Genomic DNA, 17,110 nt, shown 5'->3' on the forward strand with positions numbered 1-17,110 from the left:
GAAGATCCCTCAGGCTGCCATATTCCCCTGAAGACATGATCTTCGGGCTTATTCGGAAGCTCTTATCGTTCAGATTGCCGTAATAGCGGTTGCGCGCGAATTGCACATATCCGCGCTTATGGCCGGGAGCGTAGACATATGCTGCAAGTCCGCTGCTATTATCGACCGACACGATATTGTCCTCGATGCGATTTGGGTGCGCCCATGATGGATGCCAATCCCGCCCGGTACTGTCATCGACGCGAAAAGCCGCGCCTGATCCGTGTGCGACGACGTTTCCTGTCACGACGTTGCTCCAGCCGCCGTTGATGCCGATCGCCGATACATTGCCCGAAAGCGTGTTTCCTTCGATGCGCACGCCGCTAGCCTTACCATCGGTGTAGATCGCCCAACTGATGGGGCTCGGCCATTCATTGGTATTTTCATATCCGGGAGGCCAGAACGTCCCGTCGGCCCTGTTCATAAGATGACCTGTCCCGGTCACGAGATTGAATCGGATGCTGCTGTCTAAGGGGTCGGTCTGCTCGCCCATCATCTTGATAGCACCGCCATCCGCCGTCTGCTGATTGGCGTTGCGGATCACGTTGTGCTCGATCACCGCGTGATGGACTGCATCTTCCGGCCCCCAGAGCGAGCCGCCGGTGATGCCGAACTGTGCAGCATCTTCGATCAGGTTGTCGGCGATCTTCACATCGTCGGCCGCCTGGAACCATATGCCTGCGGTCTCAAAGTAAACCCTTCCGACGTCGCGGATATGGTTCGACAGGATCCTGGCACCGTCCGATTTGCCGAAGCTGCCGTAACTCGTGCCGATGTAGATTCCGTTACCGGCGACATCTGCGATCGCATTGCCGGCAATCAAAACATCCTTGCTTTCAGATACATGGATACCGACGCCGACATTTTCGATGACATTGCCAAGCAGCCTGACGCCATCCGCGTGCTCCAGCCTGATGGCGCCAAACCCTCTGGTTTCCGTAAAGAATTTGCCGCTGCCTTGCGGATTTCCATCACGAAATTGAAGTCCCGAGACAATCATGCCATTGGCTCCCTCCAGCTTAAAGAATGTTGGGAGAACGCCCGCGACAACGATAGAGTCGGGGAACGGCCGGTCGGCAGGTATGTAGTCGAGTTGGCCTGTAACAGGATCATACCACCATTCCCCGGGGGCATCGAGGAATGCGGCCGCCCCGCTCAGGAAATAGCGGCTGCCCTCTGCCGTGAAGAAATAGCCAGTGCCTTTGGTATGAATAATTCGGTTTGCAGTGTCGATTGAGACCACTGGGAGCGTATCGCTCCCCCATTGGCTCCCAGGGTGAAAGCCACCAACAATGTGGGCGACAAGTCCCGCGGCATCTCCCAAGGCGGGAAGATCGCCAGCCCGGAAGCAAAAGCGTGTATTGCCTTCCCAGCCTTCATCATCCGACTCGCACTTGGCCGCAAACAACCATCCCTTGCGAGGATCTCCGTCGATGGGCGCGTTGGGAAAGCGGGCCTGGGTTTGGAGGACCCCATTGACGAAAAGATCGCCCACCGCCTGATCTGGCGGTAACCTCAGCGGTGCCGTCCAGCGGCCATCGGCCTGCGATGTCCAGCGACGCACAAGCAGGCCCCCGTGCAAAACCGGCGTCTGGTTGCATCTCGCCGTGATGACCAGGCCARCATCGCGAGAGTCAAAGACTATCGGTTGAGCGAGATAATAGTCTCCGTTGCCCATTGCAATTGTGCTTTGGCCACCCTTCTTGCGCGCAGCATCGCGAGCTCTTTCAATGCTGGCGAAAGGACCGTCGGTACGTTTAGGATTTGGTCTGGGAAGGCGGCCACTCCAGGTGTCCTCGCCATCCGGAGAAACATAGAACATTGCCTTTGCCGCGGATGTGCCGGTCACTACGTCGCTCAAGGAAGTCCCATTCAGCTTGGCCGATAAGGTCGCCGCCGAAGCTTCCGCGCAGGTCGCGTCCCTGAGCGTCCTCTGCATCTGGTCGGGCGCATTTGCGTCCGACCTCACCGATGTCGGGTTGCCTGGCTGCGGAAAGAGCGTAGCAGGCAAAATGCTCAAGATCAGTGCAAAGCGCAGGCTCATGAGAGTTGCAGCTCCGTCATCATGCTGCGTGCGGGCGCCTGCCGCGGTGGACAGGAGCTGGCTGAAACGACGGGCGCGTATAGCGAAAACATGATCATGGCTGTGGCAAACAGAACGAAAATGGCGTCATTCTGGACCAGAAATATGCTCTCGGTCAGATTCATCACCAAAATCATGATCGTGAAGACGTTTAGCCAGAGCCAGCCATACTGCGGATCACGGCATTGAAGGATCGCGCCCTGGCGTACTGCACGGAGAAGTATCAGGGCGAACAGGGTCATTCCAATTATTCCGAAGCTCAGCATGGTATCGCGATATCCATTATGGGCGTGAGGGGCCAACCATTGGATTTTTGACCAGATAACCCACGCTTCGGGGTTCGCTTCTGTCCAAAACGCCTGGTAGCCGAAGCCGAGCGCCAGATGATCGGCTATCTGACGATCGACCAGCTCCCACAACGGCACTCGGCCCGTCAAAGTGGCATCCTTGCCGAGCCCTTCGAGGAACGGAACCAGGAATTCGTGAAGCGAAATGAGAAGGCCGACTGACACTTGAACGAAAAACAGGATGATGACGATGCGGCCGATGCCGCGGGTTCTCTGCAAGATGGAGTAGAACCCGAGCGAGCAGAATGCCGATGCCGTCGCAATTATCGCGGTCATCGATCCGGAGCCCGCAAGACAGAAGACACCCGCGCTCAACAAAATGATAGCGGTTCGCCGCCAGCCCAAGGTACCGTCAATCAGCACGGCCGTCGCCACCAGTATCATGATGGCGGCATACCAACCGAGACTGTTCTTGTTGAAGAAGATGCCCCGCAAAGCGCCGTCCGAGGGCATGCGGGCGAGATTCGGTGACGCTCCAAGAATGGCCACGCTGAGGACGACACATGTTCCCAAGCTCGCAAATACGAGCAGAAGCAGCTGCCTCGGTGTGAAGCGTATCGCCAACACATAGGCCAGGAGCACCGAAAACAGGAGGCCGATGGCGCGCCTCAAGCTTATTGACGGGCTCACTGACCACAAGACAGACAAAAATGGCAGAACAAGTAGGATGGGTAACAACAGATTTCGCCTGAGTGCTGTGAGAAATTGCGGAAAATTCCGCATCAGGATCAATCCGGTAAACGCGTAAACGGGTAAGACAAGGAGGCGCAATATGGCTTTGGCCGGATCGCTGAGCGCGCCACCGGCATCTACCAACATGAGTGGAAAGACAGCACCCGTTTGGAGAAAAAGGGAAAATCCGGCGCCCCAGCATTCGATGGTCCGCCAAGCGATGACCGGCCCAATCGCGGTTCCAGGCCCATATGCTCTCATTGTCGGTCCCCACTGAACGGGATAGGCAAGAGATCGTTGATCGTAGCAATCTGGAAAGACATATGTGATCGTTCTTGGTTGCGCCAAGGAACAATCGTCCCGTCACATCCGCAGTGCAACAAACACAAACGAAGGCGAGGCTACCTCTAACGCGCATACACACTATCCAATGACCTTGGGGTGCTAAGCCCTTGGGAGGCACTTCTCTTCCCGAGGGTTGATGGCAGGATGCACGTGATTGCCCATAAGAGCAGGTGTTGCGCGTATCCAATCGCCGGTAGGTTGGCGATGAATGCAATACCGCGAAGGACATCGCGCTAGGCCGCAGTTCTTTCCGGTGGGGCCGCAATCACCGAATCTCGATCCGCGGTAACCAGGCCGCCATTTGACGGTGGCGGGGTCAGATCGGCGGGCCGTTCGGGTAACAGCCGCAGGGACGGAGGAATGTTTGTACAGAGGAATGTTTGTGATGGCCCGATCTGCTGCCTCCTCGTCTGCGACCAAGCCGAAGCTGGTCTTCCTCCAATGGGACCACAGTCCTTATTCCCGATACGCGAAGTACTTGATGCAGCACATGCGGGATCATGTGCACTGCCTGGAGCAGCATTTTGAGGTCGTGGTCGTAAGGCGGGGGAGTCGGACCGGACAGCTCCCGCGAGACATCCCCTCGTGGACGCTGCGCAAGGCTGAGACAGCACGCCCACCCACACGCCGCCGCCGAAGAAAGATGGAGAACGCTTATGACGCTTGAGCGGGAGGCCGCGGTAGCGGTCGGCGCGCCGTCTCCGGTAGACCGACCGCACGCACCCATCCGGATACGGACGGGGCACAGCTACCACGTGCCCCTCGCCATCACGCTCGGCCAGAGGAATGCGAGGTTCGTGCAACGCGCATTAACCCCGCTCGCGCGGCTCGGCCGATGGCGCTGGGTGGACAGCATGAGCTTCGTCCCCGAACCGGGCTTCGACGCCATCCACACCTGGAACACCGTACCGCTGCTTACGCGGCGCCCGTACATCGTGACCTTCGAGGATTTCCTGCCTCGCACGCCCGAAGATCGGCGGATCGCCTGGCTTGAGCGCTGGCTCCGGGATCGGCTCGTGGAGCCGCGCTGCGTTGGGATCGTTGCGCTCTCAGACTATGCCGTGCGTCAGGTCCGCCAGCAGCACCACGGCTGGAGCGGCTTGCCGGACCTGCTCGCGAAGATCTCGGTGGTCCCGCCGGCGACGCCGATCCGCCGGGACCGGCCGAAGCACCATTCGGACCGGCTGCGCCTCCTCTTCGTCGGGTACGACTTCATGCGAAAGGGCGGGCCGGTCGTCCTCCGCGCGCACGAGATTCTGCGTGGGCGAGGCGTGCCGGTCGAGACGACAATTGTCTCGAGCCTTGGATGGTCGGCGGATGACTATGTGGGGCCGCCTGACGCCGCTTATGTCCAAGCCGAACTCGCGCGGCTGTCGCAAGAGGGCGTGGTCCATCACCGACGCCAGCCCCCAGCCGAAGTGCACCGCCTGATGGACGCCGCCGACTGGCTTGTCTTTCCGACCTTCCACGACACCTTCGGCTTCGTTACGGTCGAAGCGCTGGCGGGCGGCACGCCCGTCATTGCCACCGATACCTGCGTGATGCCGGAAGTGGTGATCCCCGGCGAGACCGGTTGGCTTCTGCCCTTCGAGAACGAGGACGAGGTCGGCAAGTGGCGCTGGCTCTACCGCAACGCCGAGAGCGGCTACCTTGATGCCTATCACGGGGCGACCCTCAAGCTGGCGGACGCTCTCGCAGACAGGCTGACGGAAGCGTGGGAGGAAAGGCGTGATTACCAGATACTGAGCGCCGGCGCCCTCGCCGCGGCGCGCACGCGCTACAATCCCGAGATCGCCCGGACGAAACTTGAGACGCTCTACGAACGGTTCAGGGATGTGCTGACATGACCGGCCGCCCGGAAGGCGCCGCACCCGTCAAAGAGCGCGCGCTGCGCAGCGTCCGAGAGGCGATCGCGCTTCCAGTCAGCCAAGACTGCCCCGGCCTACTTCGTTTAGGCGGACTGAACGACGGCGTTCGTGTTGTTACTTCAGGTGGCTGTGACCTTGATCAGTTATCGCAGATCCGAGTGCCCGTGATACCCATACGGGAGGAGAAGTAATGGAGTTGTCATTCTCATTAGATCCGGGTGCTGGCGAATATGACGCGACACCCGATAAGGCCATCGAGGCGGTACAACACTTCGATGGGCCGCTTCTGATTGACCTTGACGAGACACTTTATCTGAGAAATTCCACGGAAGATTTCATCGACTGTGCACGACCGGCCTTGGCGGCGTACATGCTCCTGAAGCTGCTCGACCTATTGCGCCCATGGCGTTGGACCGGAGCGGAGACGCGAGATGTCTGGCGCGTCCGGCTCGTTCTTGTGCTCTTCCCTTGGGTGATACACCTTTGGCAAAAACGCGTTACGGCGTTGGCTCGCGAGTTCGGGAATGTGCCATTGCTGCGCGCGGTCAATGCGCGGCCGAACTTGCCTATCATTGCAACCTTGGGATTCCGGCCGATCGTTACTCCACTCATCGCCGCACTCGGTCTTCCTTCCGTGCGCGTGGTCGCGGCGCGCGTCTGGACTGCAACGGATCGCCGAGATGGAAAGCTAGCGCTTGTCGGCGGGGCATTGGGCGCCGAGACGCTGCAACGCAGCCTTTGTCTCACCGATTCGTTGAATGATCTGGCGGTCCTCAAGGCATGCGCGTATCCGCTCCGCACGATTTGGCCACACGCGCGCTACCGGCCCGCCTTCGCCGGTCTCTATATTCCCGGACGGTACCTGACGCTGATCAAGCGGCCGAACGCGCAATATATCCGCCGGATCATCCTGCAAAAGGATTTTGTACTGTGGGTTCTGTCGTCGATCTGGCTTGCGGCGGTGCTGCCACTGCACCTGCTCGGCTTGCTTGGTTTGTTGATTTCGTTCTGGGCAGTATATGAGCAAGGCTATGCAGATAACGACCAGATCGCAGCTCGATTCGAAGAGAGTCCGCAGTTGACGGCCGAGTTCGAGAACGTGGAGGTGGCGGTCCCGCAAGCAGCTCATTGGTTCTGGGCGGCGGCGGCCGGCATCGGCGGAATCACATTGCTGCGTTGGCCACAACCGCCAAGCTTCATCGACTGCGCCATCTGGACCGCAGTGCTTGTTGCGACGTGGCTCTGCTTTCGTTTTTTCAACCGCCTGGACAAGGCTACGCGCGTCTGGCCCTACGCCGGTCTGCAGTTCGCCCGCTGCGCAGCTTTTGCAACGCTCGTGCCGATTGTGCCGATCGCGCCGGCCGCAATCGGTGCCCACGTCATCGAAAATTTTGTGCCCTACTTTGTGCGCCGGCTCCGTGGCGGCTCATGGGATCTGCCGCATAATCTCATGTACCTGATCTTCCTTGTCCTGCTCTCACTCCTAGCCGCAGCTCAGCAGGGCGTCGAAATCCTCCTGCAATGGCCGACACTCACACTCTTGGGCTTCGCCGTGTTGCGAGCCGCACCGGAGCTTCGCGCAGTCGTCGCAAGGGCATCGTGGATCGATCGTGACTCGCGACGAGGCTCGCAATCCTCGACCGGGTCCGGCCCCGATCGGTCCGGGCGGCCCGAGCCGCAGGCGGAGGCGCACGTGACGCGGGAAACGCTCGTCCGATTTGGGGGCGCGCAATGATTGAACTGCCGATCCGCGCTGAAAAGGCCGCCATGCGATGGTCGCAGGGTCGGATCTGCGGGCCGTTCGGGTGACGGCCGCAAGAATGGAGAATGTTCGTGTCGACCCCATTTTCTGCCTCGCCTGCAACCAAGCCGAAGCTGGTCTTCTTCCAATGGAACCACAGTCCCAATTCCCGATATGCGAAATACATGACGCAGCACGCGCAGGATCATGTACGCTGCATGGAGCAGCATTTCGAAGTCGTGGTCGTCAACGAGGATTGCGACTATGGCCGGATCTGCGACCGGTACCAACCGGACCTCACGCTGTTCGAGCTCGGTTATCAGTCGAACCAATCGCATCGCATTGAGATCCGGAACGTGTCGGCCCATTCGCAAGTTCCGAAAGCCGGCCTCCTCAACGCCGATTCATGGGCGCCGACGCGCTCGGGCATCTTGTCGGACATAGATCGCTTGGGAATCGGCGTTTGCTTCTCCATCTGCACGACGATCCAGGATTACCTGCCCGACAGTCTGGATGGTCTTTATGTCTGGCCGAACTTCATCGACCCAGCCGTGTTCCGCGATTATGGCGCGGAAAAGTCCATCCCGATCATGCTGACGGGCTCGCGGGCCGAGCTCTATCCTTGGCGGCGCCGTGTCTTCCCGCTCCTTTCAGGATCCTATCCCTGCCTCATCTGTCCGCCGCACGGCTACTTCGACGCCAGTGCCGCGCGGGCCCTCACCGGCGAACGCTACGCCCGCACGCTCAACGCTAGCCTCTTCGCCCCATCTTGCGGGACAATGGCACGGGAGATCGTGCGCAAGCATTTCGAGATCCCGGGCGCCGGATCCTGCCTGATCGCCGAACGCACACCGATGGCCGAGGCGGCCGGCTTCGCGCATATGGAGAATTGTGTCTTTGCCGACGCGGACGACGTATTGGACGTCCTTGACAACCTCATGCAGGATCGAGACCGGCTCCGGCGCATAACAGACGCCGGGCACGACCTGGTCCATTCCCGCCACACGATCGCGCATCGCCCACAGATCTATCAGTGGTTTCAATTACAGAAGGCACCATCGCCAGGCCGCCGGATCGAGCAGGACGGCCCGTTCGGCGACCTTGTGGGGGTCGAACGGACCGGACCGCGCTTTCCGGCGCGGAGCGGAGGAGGCGCCGACCGCACCCTGCTCGCGAATGGATACAAGAGCCTTCGGCGCGGCGAGCTTGGAGCCGCGCGCAAGGGGTTTTCCGACTGCCTCATCTATGTCAGCGATCTGCCGGAGGGCCTGTTTGGTCTAGCGCTGTGCGATCTGGCGAGTGGCGATCCTGCCGAGGCCGCCATCCGGCTTGGACACCTGATCGAAACGACGGCCGTCGTCTACGGCGCACAGGATCCCGACCCTGCCGAATGGGCCGTCTATCTCTTTGCGCTTTCCCGTCTTGGACGGGACTGGGAAGCTCGACGCCTAGCCGATTGGTATCCGCGACTGTCCCATCCCGCGCTTGATTACATTCGCAGCCTCCTCTTTGCACCCGATGCCTGGTCTGGAACCGGCGACGCGCTCACGAGACGACCGAGCATCCACGACAGGTTCGTCGCGGCAGAATCACAGGGATGGCAGGCGCTGCTGACAGAACTGTCCCGGCTCCCGCCGCCCTCCGAGCGAAGCGTCCCGGAGGGCGGTGGACGGGCACCGGCGGCCTCGCGCCGCGCCGGACGGGCGACGTTAAGGCAACTCCTGGCCCATGCGACAGAATACACAGTGACACGGGCGGGCCTGACCGCCCTAAGACCGAACATCCCCCCAACGGGAGAACTCGACTATCTGCGAAATGTGTCCCGGCAGTTGCGCCGCGCCATCCGCAAGACCCGGCTCTGGGACCTTACCGCCGACACGCGCCGGTTCTTCAAGGCGCGGCGGGAACGACGCGAGCTATTCCGAGGCGCCGAGGCCGAGCGGCGGGAGTGAGCGCAGATGCGAAATCACAAGGGCAAGGCATGGCATGAGGAAGGGCGCACAGAGCGTCATTAGGATCGTGTTCTGCGCCAATCCGGAAAATTTCCAGCGCCTCGCGGAAGGTTTCGCCGGATTCGAGCGTCTTTCCTTCCGGATCACTACATCGACGGACGGGTGCTGGGTGGGCTGTTCATCGACCGGTATTAGGCTACGTGTCCTTGTTCGGCAGCGGKGCTACGACCTCGCGCTGCACGATCAGGACGCCATCAACGCCGTTTTCTTCGATGAAATAAAGACGCTGGACTGCCGCTGGAACCTGCAGGCCAGAATGTACAGATGCGGCAGGCGGGCAGCRCCGCACGACTGCCACACACGAGGCGCGTCGCCGACCTAAAATCATCCACTATACCACTTTCGAAAAGCCGTGACTCTTTAGATCGCGGACTCCCCTCAGGAAGACGCCGTGGTGAGATGCGAAACCTGTCCCGACAAGCCGCCGGGCTCAGAGCCTCGAATACTCCTTCGATCGGCCTTCAGGATCGCCGTGAACTGCCCCCATTTTCGACCGGACACTCAGCATAAGCAGGAAGGCTCAAGCACAGGCTGATCCGACAGGCTTCGCCCGAATCAAGCCGGATGGCCGCTCCTCGGACGGCGAAGTCTTCGTTCATGGCTACCTGGCGTATCAAGTAACAATCGCCCGGTCACATCCGGAGCGCAAACAAACGCAAACGAGGCGGGCTACGTTAGCGCGCATGCCCACCATCTAATTATGTTGTCGCGCCTAAGTCCTTGGGAGGCACATCCCCTCCAAAGGTTGATGACAGGGTCTACGGGACTGCCCTTAAGAGCAGATGTTGTGCGAGTCCATTCGCCGGTAGTTTAGCGATGAGTGCATACGCGAAAGACATTGCTAGGCCCCAGTCTCCGGTGAAGCGAGGCAACGATTCTGGTGCACGCTGACTGTTCGCAGTTGACGATTAGAAGGGTTGGGATTGCTATGGTTCTGCGTCATGGTCCTGGTTCCGCACGCTACACGGCAGGAGCGTCATTCGTCGCGGTATTGTTGGCGAGGACCTCACCAGCCCTATACAAGATCCTGATCGAGCGAGGTGATACTTCGGATATCGCTATTACGGAGGCTCCCAACCTCGGTGGCGACAGCAATGTCGAGCTCGCGGGCAACATCCTGCTGCCGCACCACCATTGGTACCGTGTAGCCTCGGCAAGTCCGGGCGGAGCCGAGGCATGCACCCGGCTCAAACTTGCTGTCGAAGCGCTATGGAGGCGGACGCGTGATGCATTGCGCAGAGCCGGCGACCTCCCTCGACCTGGTCAGGATATTGGCTTGTCGGAGTCAGCACGATGAAAGCCCTGATGCTGGTTTCCGAACTCGAAGACTACACCATCTCCTACGCCAGCGGCCTGGCACAACACATGCAGGTCGTGCTGGGCGTTCCGCGCCGGCGCTTCGAACACCTTGCTTCCTGGTTCGATCCGGCTGTCGATCTGCACCTTCTGGATTGGCCGCGGCACCGCTCGCTTTCCAATCCCTGGTTCCTGCACCAGCTCACACGTCTCATCCGGCATGAACAGCCGAACCTTATTCACCTTCTGAGCAATTCTACGCTCTGGCTGAATTTTGCCGCTCCATTCTGGCGCCCGATTCCGCTCGTAACGACCGTACACGATGTGACAGTGCATCCTGGCGATTCCGATACCCGCACGCTGCCCGCCTGGGCTCCTGAATTGATGGTGAGGCAATCGCGTCATGTCGTCGTGCATGGCGAGGGGCTGAAAAGGATGGTCCTCGACAGATATTCAAAATCCCCAGATAGCGTCCATGTCCTGTCGCATCCAGCCATTCATCGCTACGCGGAGCTCGCCCGTCGGAGGAAAATGACGCGGGGCCAGGCAGACGGAACCATTCGGGTCCTGCTCTTCGGGCGGATTTTTGCTTACAAGGGTCTGGAGCATCTGGTCCGAGCCGAGGCCATGCTCAAGGATACGCTCCCCAATCTGCGCATTACGGTGGCGGGCCGTGGCGACGACCCCAGGATCTTCCAGCCACTTATGGGGGAAGCCGGTCGCTATGATATCCGCAACCGCTTTATCGAAGACGAGGAGGTCGCGCAGCTTTTCCTGGACGCCGATATCGTTGTCCTTCCCTATACGGAAGCGTCTCAAAGCGGTGTCCTCAACCTTGCTGCGGCCTTTGGCAAACCGGTTATCGTAACGGATGTCGGCGAATTGCGCGCGACAGTTCAGCCAAATGGATTGGGGGTGGTTGTGCCGCCGGGGGATGCGGAGCAGCTCGCAAGAGCCATCCGGATATTGGCGGAGAACCGCGAACTCAGAAACAATTTCGGTGCCAATGCGCTCGAATGGGCCACAGGACCGAATTCACCTGAACAGGTCGGGGCACAGGCCGCGGCCGTTTATCGCGAGGTGGTCGGATCATGCTGATGAAGGTATTCGCGGCCGGCCACCAGATAACGATGCGGAACGCGGCAAGCGTCCGTCACTATGTGCCGGGCGGTTGCGAGAACGGCGGCGGCATCGGCAGGCTGGTCGGATATATATCCAGCACGGCGAAGGAGGCAGGAGAAAAACATCTGGTCACCGATACCAGGGGGCCTCGGTGGTCAGTCGTGGCGTCGCCTGCGCGCTTGCTCGGCGCCATCTTGATGATGGTGAAGGATCGGCTCGTTGCTCCGCGACGAATTCATCACATCCATGTCGCGGGTCGCGGCAGCACTTCCCGAAAACTGATCTTGACTGAGGCCGCCCGCCTCCTTGGATGTCGTCACATATTGCATCTGCACGACTATGATTACGCAAGCGATTTCGCCACACGCTCGCCACGCCAGCAATCGCTCATACGTCGAATGTTTCAACATGCGGACTGCGTTGTGGCGCTCGGCCAGCGTGATCGCACAACGCTGTCGGCACTTCTGGGCGTCGAGGAACGCCGCATAGTCGTCGCTCATAATTGCGTCTCCGATCCGGGCGCACACGGTGTTCGGGTCGGCGAGACACCATTGATCGTATTTCTTGGTCGGCTGAGCGAGCGTAAAGGCGTTACCGAGCTTCTCCATGCCTTGAGCCATCCGCTCATGAAGGAACTGGGGTGGCGCGCCGTGCTGGCGGGCGATGGACCTGTCGAAGACTACCGACGCCAGGCCACAGCTTTGGCACTTTCGGATCGGGTGGAGATGCCGGGCTGGCTCGACGCCGACAAGGCGCGGGCCTTGTGTGCACGTGCGGATATCCTTGTCTTGCCTTCACATGCCGAAGGCCTGGCAATGGCGGTTATCGAGGGACTTGCCCATGGGCTCGCGGTTGTCACGACACGTGTCGGCGCCCACGAAGAAGTCATCTCCGACGGCGAAACCGGTGTTTTCGTGCCTGTCGGAGACAAGGATGCCTTAGCCGCGGCGCTGGCGAAACTCGTGATCGATCCGGACATTCGCAACCACCTCTCGTCCAGGGGCCGCGCCCTCTACCTCAATCACTTCAGTATGAAGGCATACATGCGATCGATGGAAAAACTATATGAAGCCGTCTCTGCGCAACCTCAAACAATGGTTGGCGCGCCATGACAATTTCAACTGTTCCCCCAGATCGTAACGTCCCGCTGTCGTCGATGCGTTATGACCCCAGGTTTCAGACAGAGACCAAATCGGACGACTTTGATCTGACATCAGGCATGCGCCTCATCCGCCGAAGGGTCGTCATGATCGCGGCGCTGACAGCACTCTTTATGGTGCCTGCCATTACGATGATTTCCGGATTTAAGCCGAACTATCACGCCGAGTCCCGGTTGATCATTCACAGGCCATTAGCAACAACGCTCGGCGCCGAAGATAACAGTCGCAATGATCCTCTGGACCTTACATCGGAGATCGAGCGATTGCTTTCCAGAAGCGCCGCCGAACGGGTGATCCGCGATCTTCAGCTCGATGAGCGGCCAGAATTCAATGCGGCACTGCGTAAGGCCTCTGTTGCCGCAAAGGTCCGGGAAATGTTGCGCGGCCTGGTCGACAGCGAAAAACCGTCCTTGCCGATACGAGACAGCATCGAGCCTATCATCCCCGCATATTACAAGGCGCTGCGCGTATGGAGTGACGGCCAGGGTGACGTTATCCAGATCGGATTCGATGCGAGCGATCCCAAACTGGCCGCCGCAGTCCCGAACCTGCTCATGAGCATCTACCTTGAAGAGCGCAAGGACAGCATCCGCAGCCGCCTGGACGCTGCGGAAGAATGGCTTCTGCAGCGCATCGCCGAACAACAGGATCGCGTGAAGACAGCGCGAGAAGCTGCTGACAAATATCAGGAAACGGCCAGTGTCGTTTCGGACGATGACACTCAGGGTGAGCAGATCAAGTCGCTGATGGAGTTGAGTGAGCGGCAAACAAAAATCGAACAAAGCCGCGCTGAAGTCGAAGCAACGATTTCGACGCTGGAAACAGCCGACGATTCTTCGCTTGCTCTCCAGAACATACCCCTTCCCGATAGCATCGGCGCGATGGAACGCGACCTGCGCGCACAGAAGCTAGATCTGGAGCGCCTTCTTCAGACCTATGGCAACGATGCCGAAGCAGTGGTCGACCTGCGCGAGAAGATTGCCAAGTCCCACACCGACCTCGGCCGTGCGGTCGATCGGTATCTCCAGTCCATGCGCGCCAAGCTGGCAGCGCTTGATCATGAAAATAGTGCGGTCCGCTCTGCGTTCGCAGCCGCCCAGGTGCAACGTTCCCACTCGGCCCTGGCGCAAACCGAGTTGTTGCGACTGCAGCGCATCGTTGACAGAGAGCAAACGACGCTGGACGAACTCGAAAAGCAACGCCGTGGTCTTGCTGGACAGGCCATGCTGCCGGGAGCGGAACTTGAGGTTTTGTCACCGGCTGCAGAGCCGCTCGGGCCGCAGGGTCGCGGACGGCTTTTCTACCTGATCGGCGCCATGGTCGCTTCGATTTCGATCGCGGTGACGGTCGCCTTCGTGGTTGAGATGGTGGACAGGTCGGTCCGCAGCTTCGACCAGTTGGCCGGAATGGCACGCATAATACCCGGCGGTTTTATACCGCGCTTGACCAGGAAAAGCCGGAATAATCCTTCGGCACTGTTCGGCCATGGACAAGGCGGGATGTTTGACGAAGCGATGCGCACTGTCATGATTTCGCTCAAACAGTCCAACGGCGGAAAATTGCCCAACAGCATTGTGGTGACGTCTGCGCACAGCGGCGAAGGCAAGTCGCTTGTCGCYAGATCGCTGGCAATCGAACTGGCGGCCAACGGGAATTCGGTGCTGCTTATCGATGGCGACCTTCGACGCGGAAATCTCGATGCGCTTTTCAAGTCAGGTTTAAAGCAAGGATTGAATGAATTCCTGAGCGGACAAGCCCAACTACAGGACATCATCTGTCACCATCCAAGCGGTATCGACTTCATTCCTGCCGGTAGCCCCAGTCCCAACCGGCGCGCTCATTTGAATGATGTGGCTGACATTATCGAGATGGCACGGGCAAATGGCCAGATCGTGATCTTCGACAGTGCGCCTGTACTGGCCTCGTCCGACACGATGCATATGACTGCGTTGGTCGAGCGAACCTTGATGATAGTAAAATGGGCAAAGACCAGCCGTCGCGCCGTCGAAATTACCGCGCTGCATCTGAGAAGCGCACGAATCTCCGAAATTGTTGTCGCAATAAATAAGGTTAAGCCGAAAAAACACGCCCTATACAACTTCAGTGACTCGGAGTTATTTTCAAGAGCGCTCATGAAATACCATGACTACAAGACATGAAATTTCACTTTCATGGAAAGGTACTTGGCACGGGTAGTCACTGTATCGGGGCTTTGGAAATGAGGGGGCATTCGAACTGCCGAGCTAAAAACTGCTTCGCCAAGCGTACCGCGCCTGGCGGGGCGACATCAACTTTTCGAAACAACTGTAGTACCAGAGTTGGAGGGTGATCATGGATACCGGAGTAAGACATAACCGCAAAGTTGCGCTGATAACCGGCGTAACAGGTCAGGACGGCGCATATCTGGCCGAATTGCTCTTGGAGAAAGGGTATATTGTCCACGGCATCAAGCGGCGCTCGTCGTCCTTCAACACCAATCGTATCGAGCATCTCTATGAGGATCCCCATGTCGAGAATCCTCGCTTCATCCTCCACTACGGGGATATGACCGATGCAACGAACCTCATTCGGGTGGTTCAGGAAACGCAGCCTGACGAGATCTACAATCTTGCTGCACAAAGCCACGTCCAGGTGTCTTTCGAGACGCCTGAATATACCGCCAACGCGGATGGAACCGGCACCCTGCGGCTGCTTGAAGCCATTCGCCTTCTGGGCCTCACCAAGAAAACACGATTCTATCAGGCATCCACCTCCGAGCTCTACGGCAAGGTTCAGGCGGTCCCGCAGAACGAGACGACGCCTTTCTACCCTCGATCCCCCTACGCTGCCGCCAAGCTGTACGCCTACTGGATCGTGGTCAACTATCGCGAGGCCTATGGCATGCATGCCTCAAACGGCATCCTGTTCAACCATGAAAGCCCGATCCGCGGCGAAACCTTCGTGACCCGCAAGATTACCCGGGCGGCGGCGGCCATCCATCTCGGCCTGCAGGACCGGCTCTATCTCGGCAATCTCGATGCAAAGCGCGATTGGGGACATGCGCGAGAATATGTCCGCGGCATGTGGCTGATGCTGCAGCAGGATGAACCGGAGGACTATGTTCTTGCGACCGGCGAAACGCACACCGTTCGCTCCTTTGTCGAGAAGTCCTTTGCCAGAGTGGGCATGCCGATCGACTGGCAAGGCGAAGGCGTCGAGGAAAAAGGATATGACAAGCTATCCGGCCGGTGTGTGGTGGAGGTCGATCCGGCCTATTTCCGACCCACTGAAGTCGACCTTCTGCTTGGCGACCCGACGAAGGCGCATACGAAACTCGGCTGGAAGCACGAGGTCAGTCTTGATCAGCTGGTTTCGGAGATGGTTCGCGAGGACCTGAAAGTCATGGCCCGCAATGTTCCGACGGTTGGTGCGAATAAGGGCTTGGTGCATGCCTGAGCTCATCTACAGCCTTGCCGGAAAAAGGGTCTATGTCGCGGGCCACCGAGGCATGGTGGGCTCGGCGATCGTCCGGCGTCTCGCGTCCGAGGGCTGCGAGATCTTGACGGCCCCGCACGCCGAGATCGATCTCAGACGGCAGGATCAGGTGGAGGCATGGATGGCAAAGAACCGTCCCGATGCCGTCTTCCTGGCGGCTGCGAAGGTCGGCGGTATTCTCGCCAATGATACCTATCCGGCCGACTTCCTCTACGACAACCTTATTCTCGAGGCGAACATCATCCACGCCGCTTATAAAGTTCGCGTTGAAAAGCTGATGTTTCTGGGTTCGTCCTGCATCTATCCGAAGTTCGCCGATCAGCCGATCGTCGAAGAGGCGCTTCTCACCGGATCGCTCGAACCCACGAATGAATGGTATGCGATCGCCAAAATTGCCGGACTGAAGCTTTGCGCTGCTTACCGAAAACAGCATGGAAAGGACTTTATCTCGGCCATGCCCACCAATCTCTATGGGCCAGGCGACAATTTTGACCTCGATTCAAGCCATGTCATGCCAGCGCTGATACGCAAGGCGCATGAGGCAAAGCACAAGGGAGAGAAGGAAATACGCATCTGGGGCACCGGAACGCCGCTGCGCGAATTCCTACATGTCGAGGATTGCGCCGACGCCTGCATCCATCTCATGAAGACCTATTCCGCCGAAGGTCACGTGAATGTGGGCTCAGGCGAAGACATTAGCATCCTCGAATTGGCTGGGCTCGTCGCAGAGGTCGTCGGCTTCGAAGGCGAGATCACGCGAGACCTCACCAAGCCGGACGGTACGCCACGCAAGCTGATGAGCGCTGATAAGCTCCGCGCTCTCGGCTGGTCACCGAAGATCGGCCTGAAGGAGGGCATCGCGGACGCCTACCACTCCTTCCTGAATGGGCATTATCTCGAACGCCACAACGAGGCTGCTGAGTGATCGCGGGCCAGCTGTCGTCACAGTAA

Annotated in this window: 10 protein-coding genes; 8 read left to right on the forward strand and 2 right to left on the reverse strand. The window is 59.2% G+C overall.

Features of this window, described 5'->3' with window-relative positions; genetic code table 11:
• Together AC1D35_RS22015 and AC1D35_RS22020 are read right to left on the reverse strand one after the other, a co-directional pair.
• Positions 1–2,083 (reverse strand): right-handed parallel beta-helix repeat-containing protein (locus tag AC1D35_RS22015; RefSeq protein WP_477940064.1); only part of this gene is annotated, 2,083 nt, incomplete at its 3' end.
• Positions 2,080–3,402, reverse strand: a complete 1,323-nt coding sequence (locus AC1D35_RS22020; protein ID WP_113296521.1) for an O-antigen ligase family protein — start codon at positions 3,400–3,402, stop codon at positions 2,080–2,082. The genes AC1D35_RS22020 and AC1D35_RS22015, both read right to left, overlap by 4 nt.
• Positions 3,403–4,142: 740 nt before the next feature.
• Between AC1D35_RS22020 and AC1D35_RS22025 the strand changes: the two genes are divergently transcribed.
• From AC1D35_RS22025 to fcl, 8 genes are all read left to right on the forward strand, one after another.
• Positions 4,143–5,333 (forward strand): glycosyltransferase family 4 protein, encoded by a 1,191-nt coding sequence (locus AC1D35_RS22025; protein ID WP_477853482.1) that lies wholly within the window; start codon positions 4,143–4,145, stop codon positions 5,331–5,333.
• A 211-nt stretch (positions 5,334–5,544) separates the two neighbouring features.
• Complete coding sequence (locus AC1D35_RS22030) at positions 5,545–7,089, forward strand: HAD family hydrolase (RefSeq protein ID WP_477940067.1); 1,545 nt, start codon at positions 5,545–5,547, stop codon at positions 7,087–7,089.
• A gap of 92 nt (positions 7,090–7,181) precedes the next feature.
• A complete protein-coding gene (locus AC1D35_RS22035) occupies positions 7,182–9,047 on the forward strand; it encodes a glycosyltransferase family protein (RefSeq protein WP_477853485.1) in 1,866 nt (621 codons plus the stop codon).
• Between the two features lie 1,353 nt (positions 9,048–10,400).
• On the forward strand, positions 10,401–11,501 hold the full coding sequence (locus AC1D35_RS22040) for a glycosyltransferase family 4 protein (protein ID WP_113296528.1): 1,101 nt from the start codon (positions 10,401–10,403) through the stop codon (positions 11,499–11,501).
• Entirely contained in the window at positions 11,495–12,637 is a 1,143-nt protein-coding gene (locus tag AC1D35_RS22045; RefSeq protein WP_113296529.1) for a glycosyltransferase family 4 protein, read from the forward strand. Before AC1D35_RS22040 ends, AC1D35_RS22045 begins: the two co-directional genes overlap by 7 nt.
• Positions 12,634–14,844, forward strand: coding sequence for a polysaccharide biosynthesis tyrosine autokinase (locus tag AC1D35_RS22050; protein WP_113507048.1), 2,211 nt, complete (start codon positions 12,634–12,636; stop codon positions 14,842–14,844). Before AC1D35_RS22045 ends, AC1D35_RS22050 begins: the two co-directional genes overlap by 4 nt.
• 172 nt (positions 14,845–15,016) lie before the next feature.
• Positions 15,017–16,120, forward strand: coding sequence for a GDP-mannose 4,6-dehydratase (gmd, locus tag AC1D35_RS22055; RefSeq protein ID WP_113296531.1), 1,104 nt, complete (start codon positions 15,017–15,019; stop codon positions 16,118–16,120).
• Entirely contained in the window at positions 16,113–17,084 is a 972-nt protein-coding gene (gene fcl, locus AC1D35_RS22060) for a GDP-L-fucose synthase (protein WP_113507049.1), read from the forward strand. Before gmd ends, fcl begins: the two co-directional genes overlap by 8 nt.
• Positions 17,085–17,110: the final 26 nt, after the last annotated feature.

This window comes from Rhizobium sp. P1_E6 (assembly GCF_056405875.1).

What these genes read in the sequence shown, in the direction of transcription:
- AC1D35_RS22040 (WP_113296528.1), top strand. Translation starts at nt 10,401, where the DNA reads ATGAAAGCCCTGATGCTGGTTTCCGAACTCGAAGACTACACCATCTCC.
- AC1D35_RS22045 (WP_113296529.1), top strand. Translation starts at nt 11,495, where the DNA reads ATGCTGATGAAGGTATTCGCGGCCGGCCACCAGATAACGATGCGGAAC.
- AC1D35_RS22035 (WP_477853485.1), top strand. Translation starts at nt 7,182, where the DNA reads ATGTTCGTGTCGACCCCATTTTCTGCCTCGCCTGCAACCAAGCCGAAG.
- gmd (WP_113296531.1), top strand. Translation starts at nt 15,017, where the DNA reads ATGGATACCGGAGTAAGACATAACCGCAAAGTTGCGCTGATAACCGGC.
- AC1D35_RS22025 (WP_477853482.1), top strand. Translation starts at nt 4,143, where the DNA reads ATGACGCTTGAGCGGGAGGCCGCGGTAGCGGTCGGCGCGCCGTCTCCG.
- AC1D35_RS22030 (WP_477940067.1), top strand. Translation starts at nt 5,545, where the DNA reads ATGGAGTTGTCATTCTCATTAGATCCGGGTGCTGGCGAATATGACGCG.
- fcl (WP_113507049.1), top strand. Translation starts at nt 16,113, where the DNA reads ATGCCTGAGCTCATCTACAGCCTTGCCGGAAAAAGGGTCTATGTCGCG.
- AC1D35_RS22020 (WP_113296521.1), bottom strand. Translation starts at nt 3,402, where the DNA reads ATGAGAGCATATGGGCCTGGAACCGCGATTGGGCCGGTCATCGCTTGG.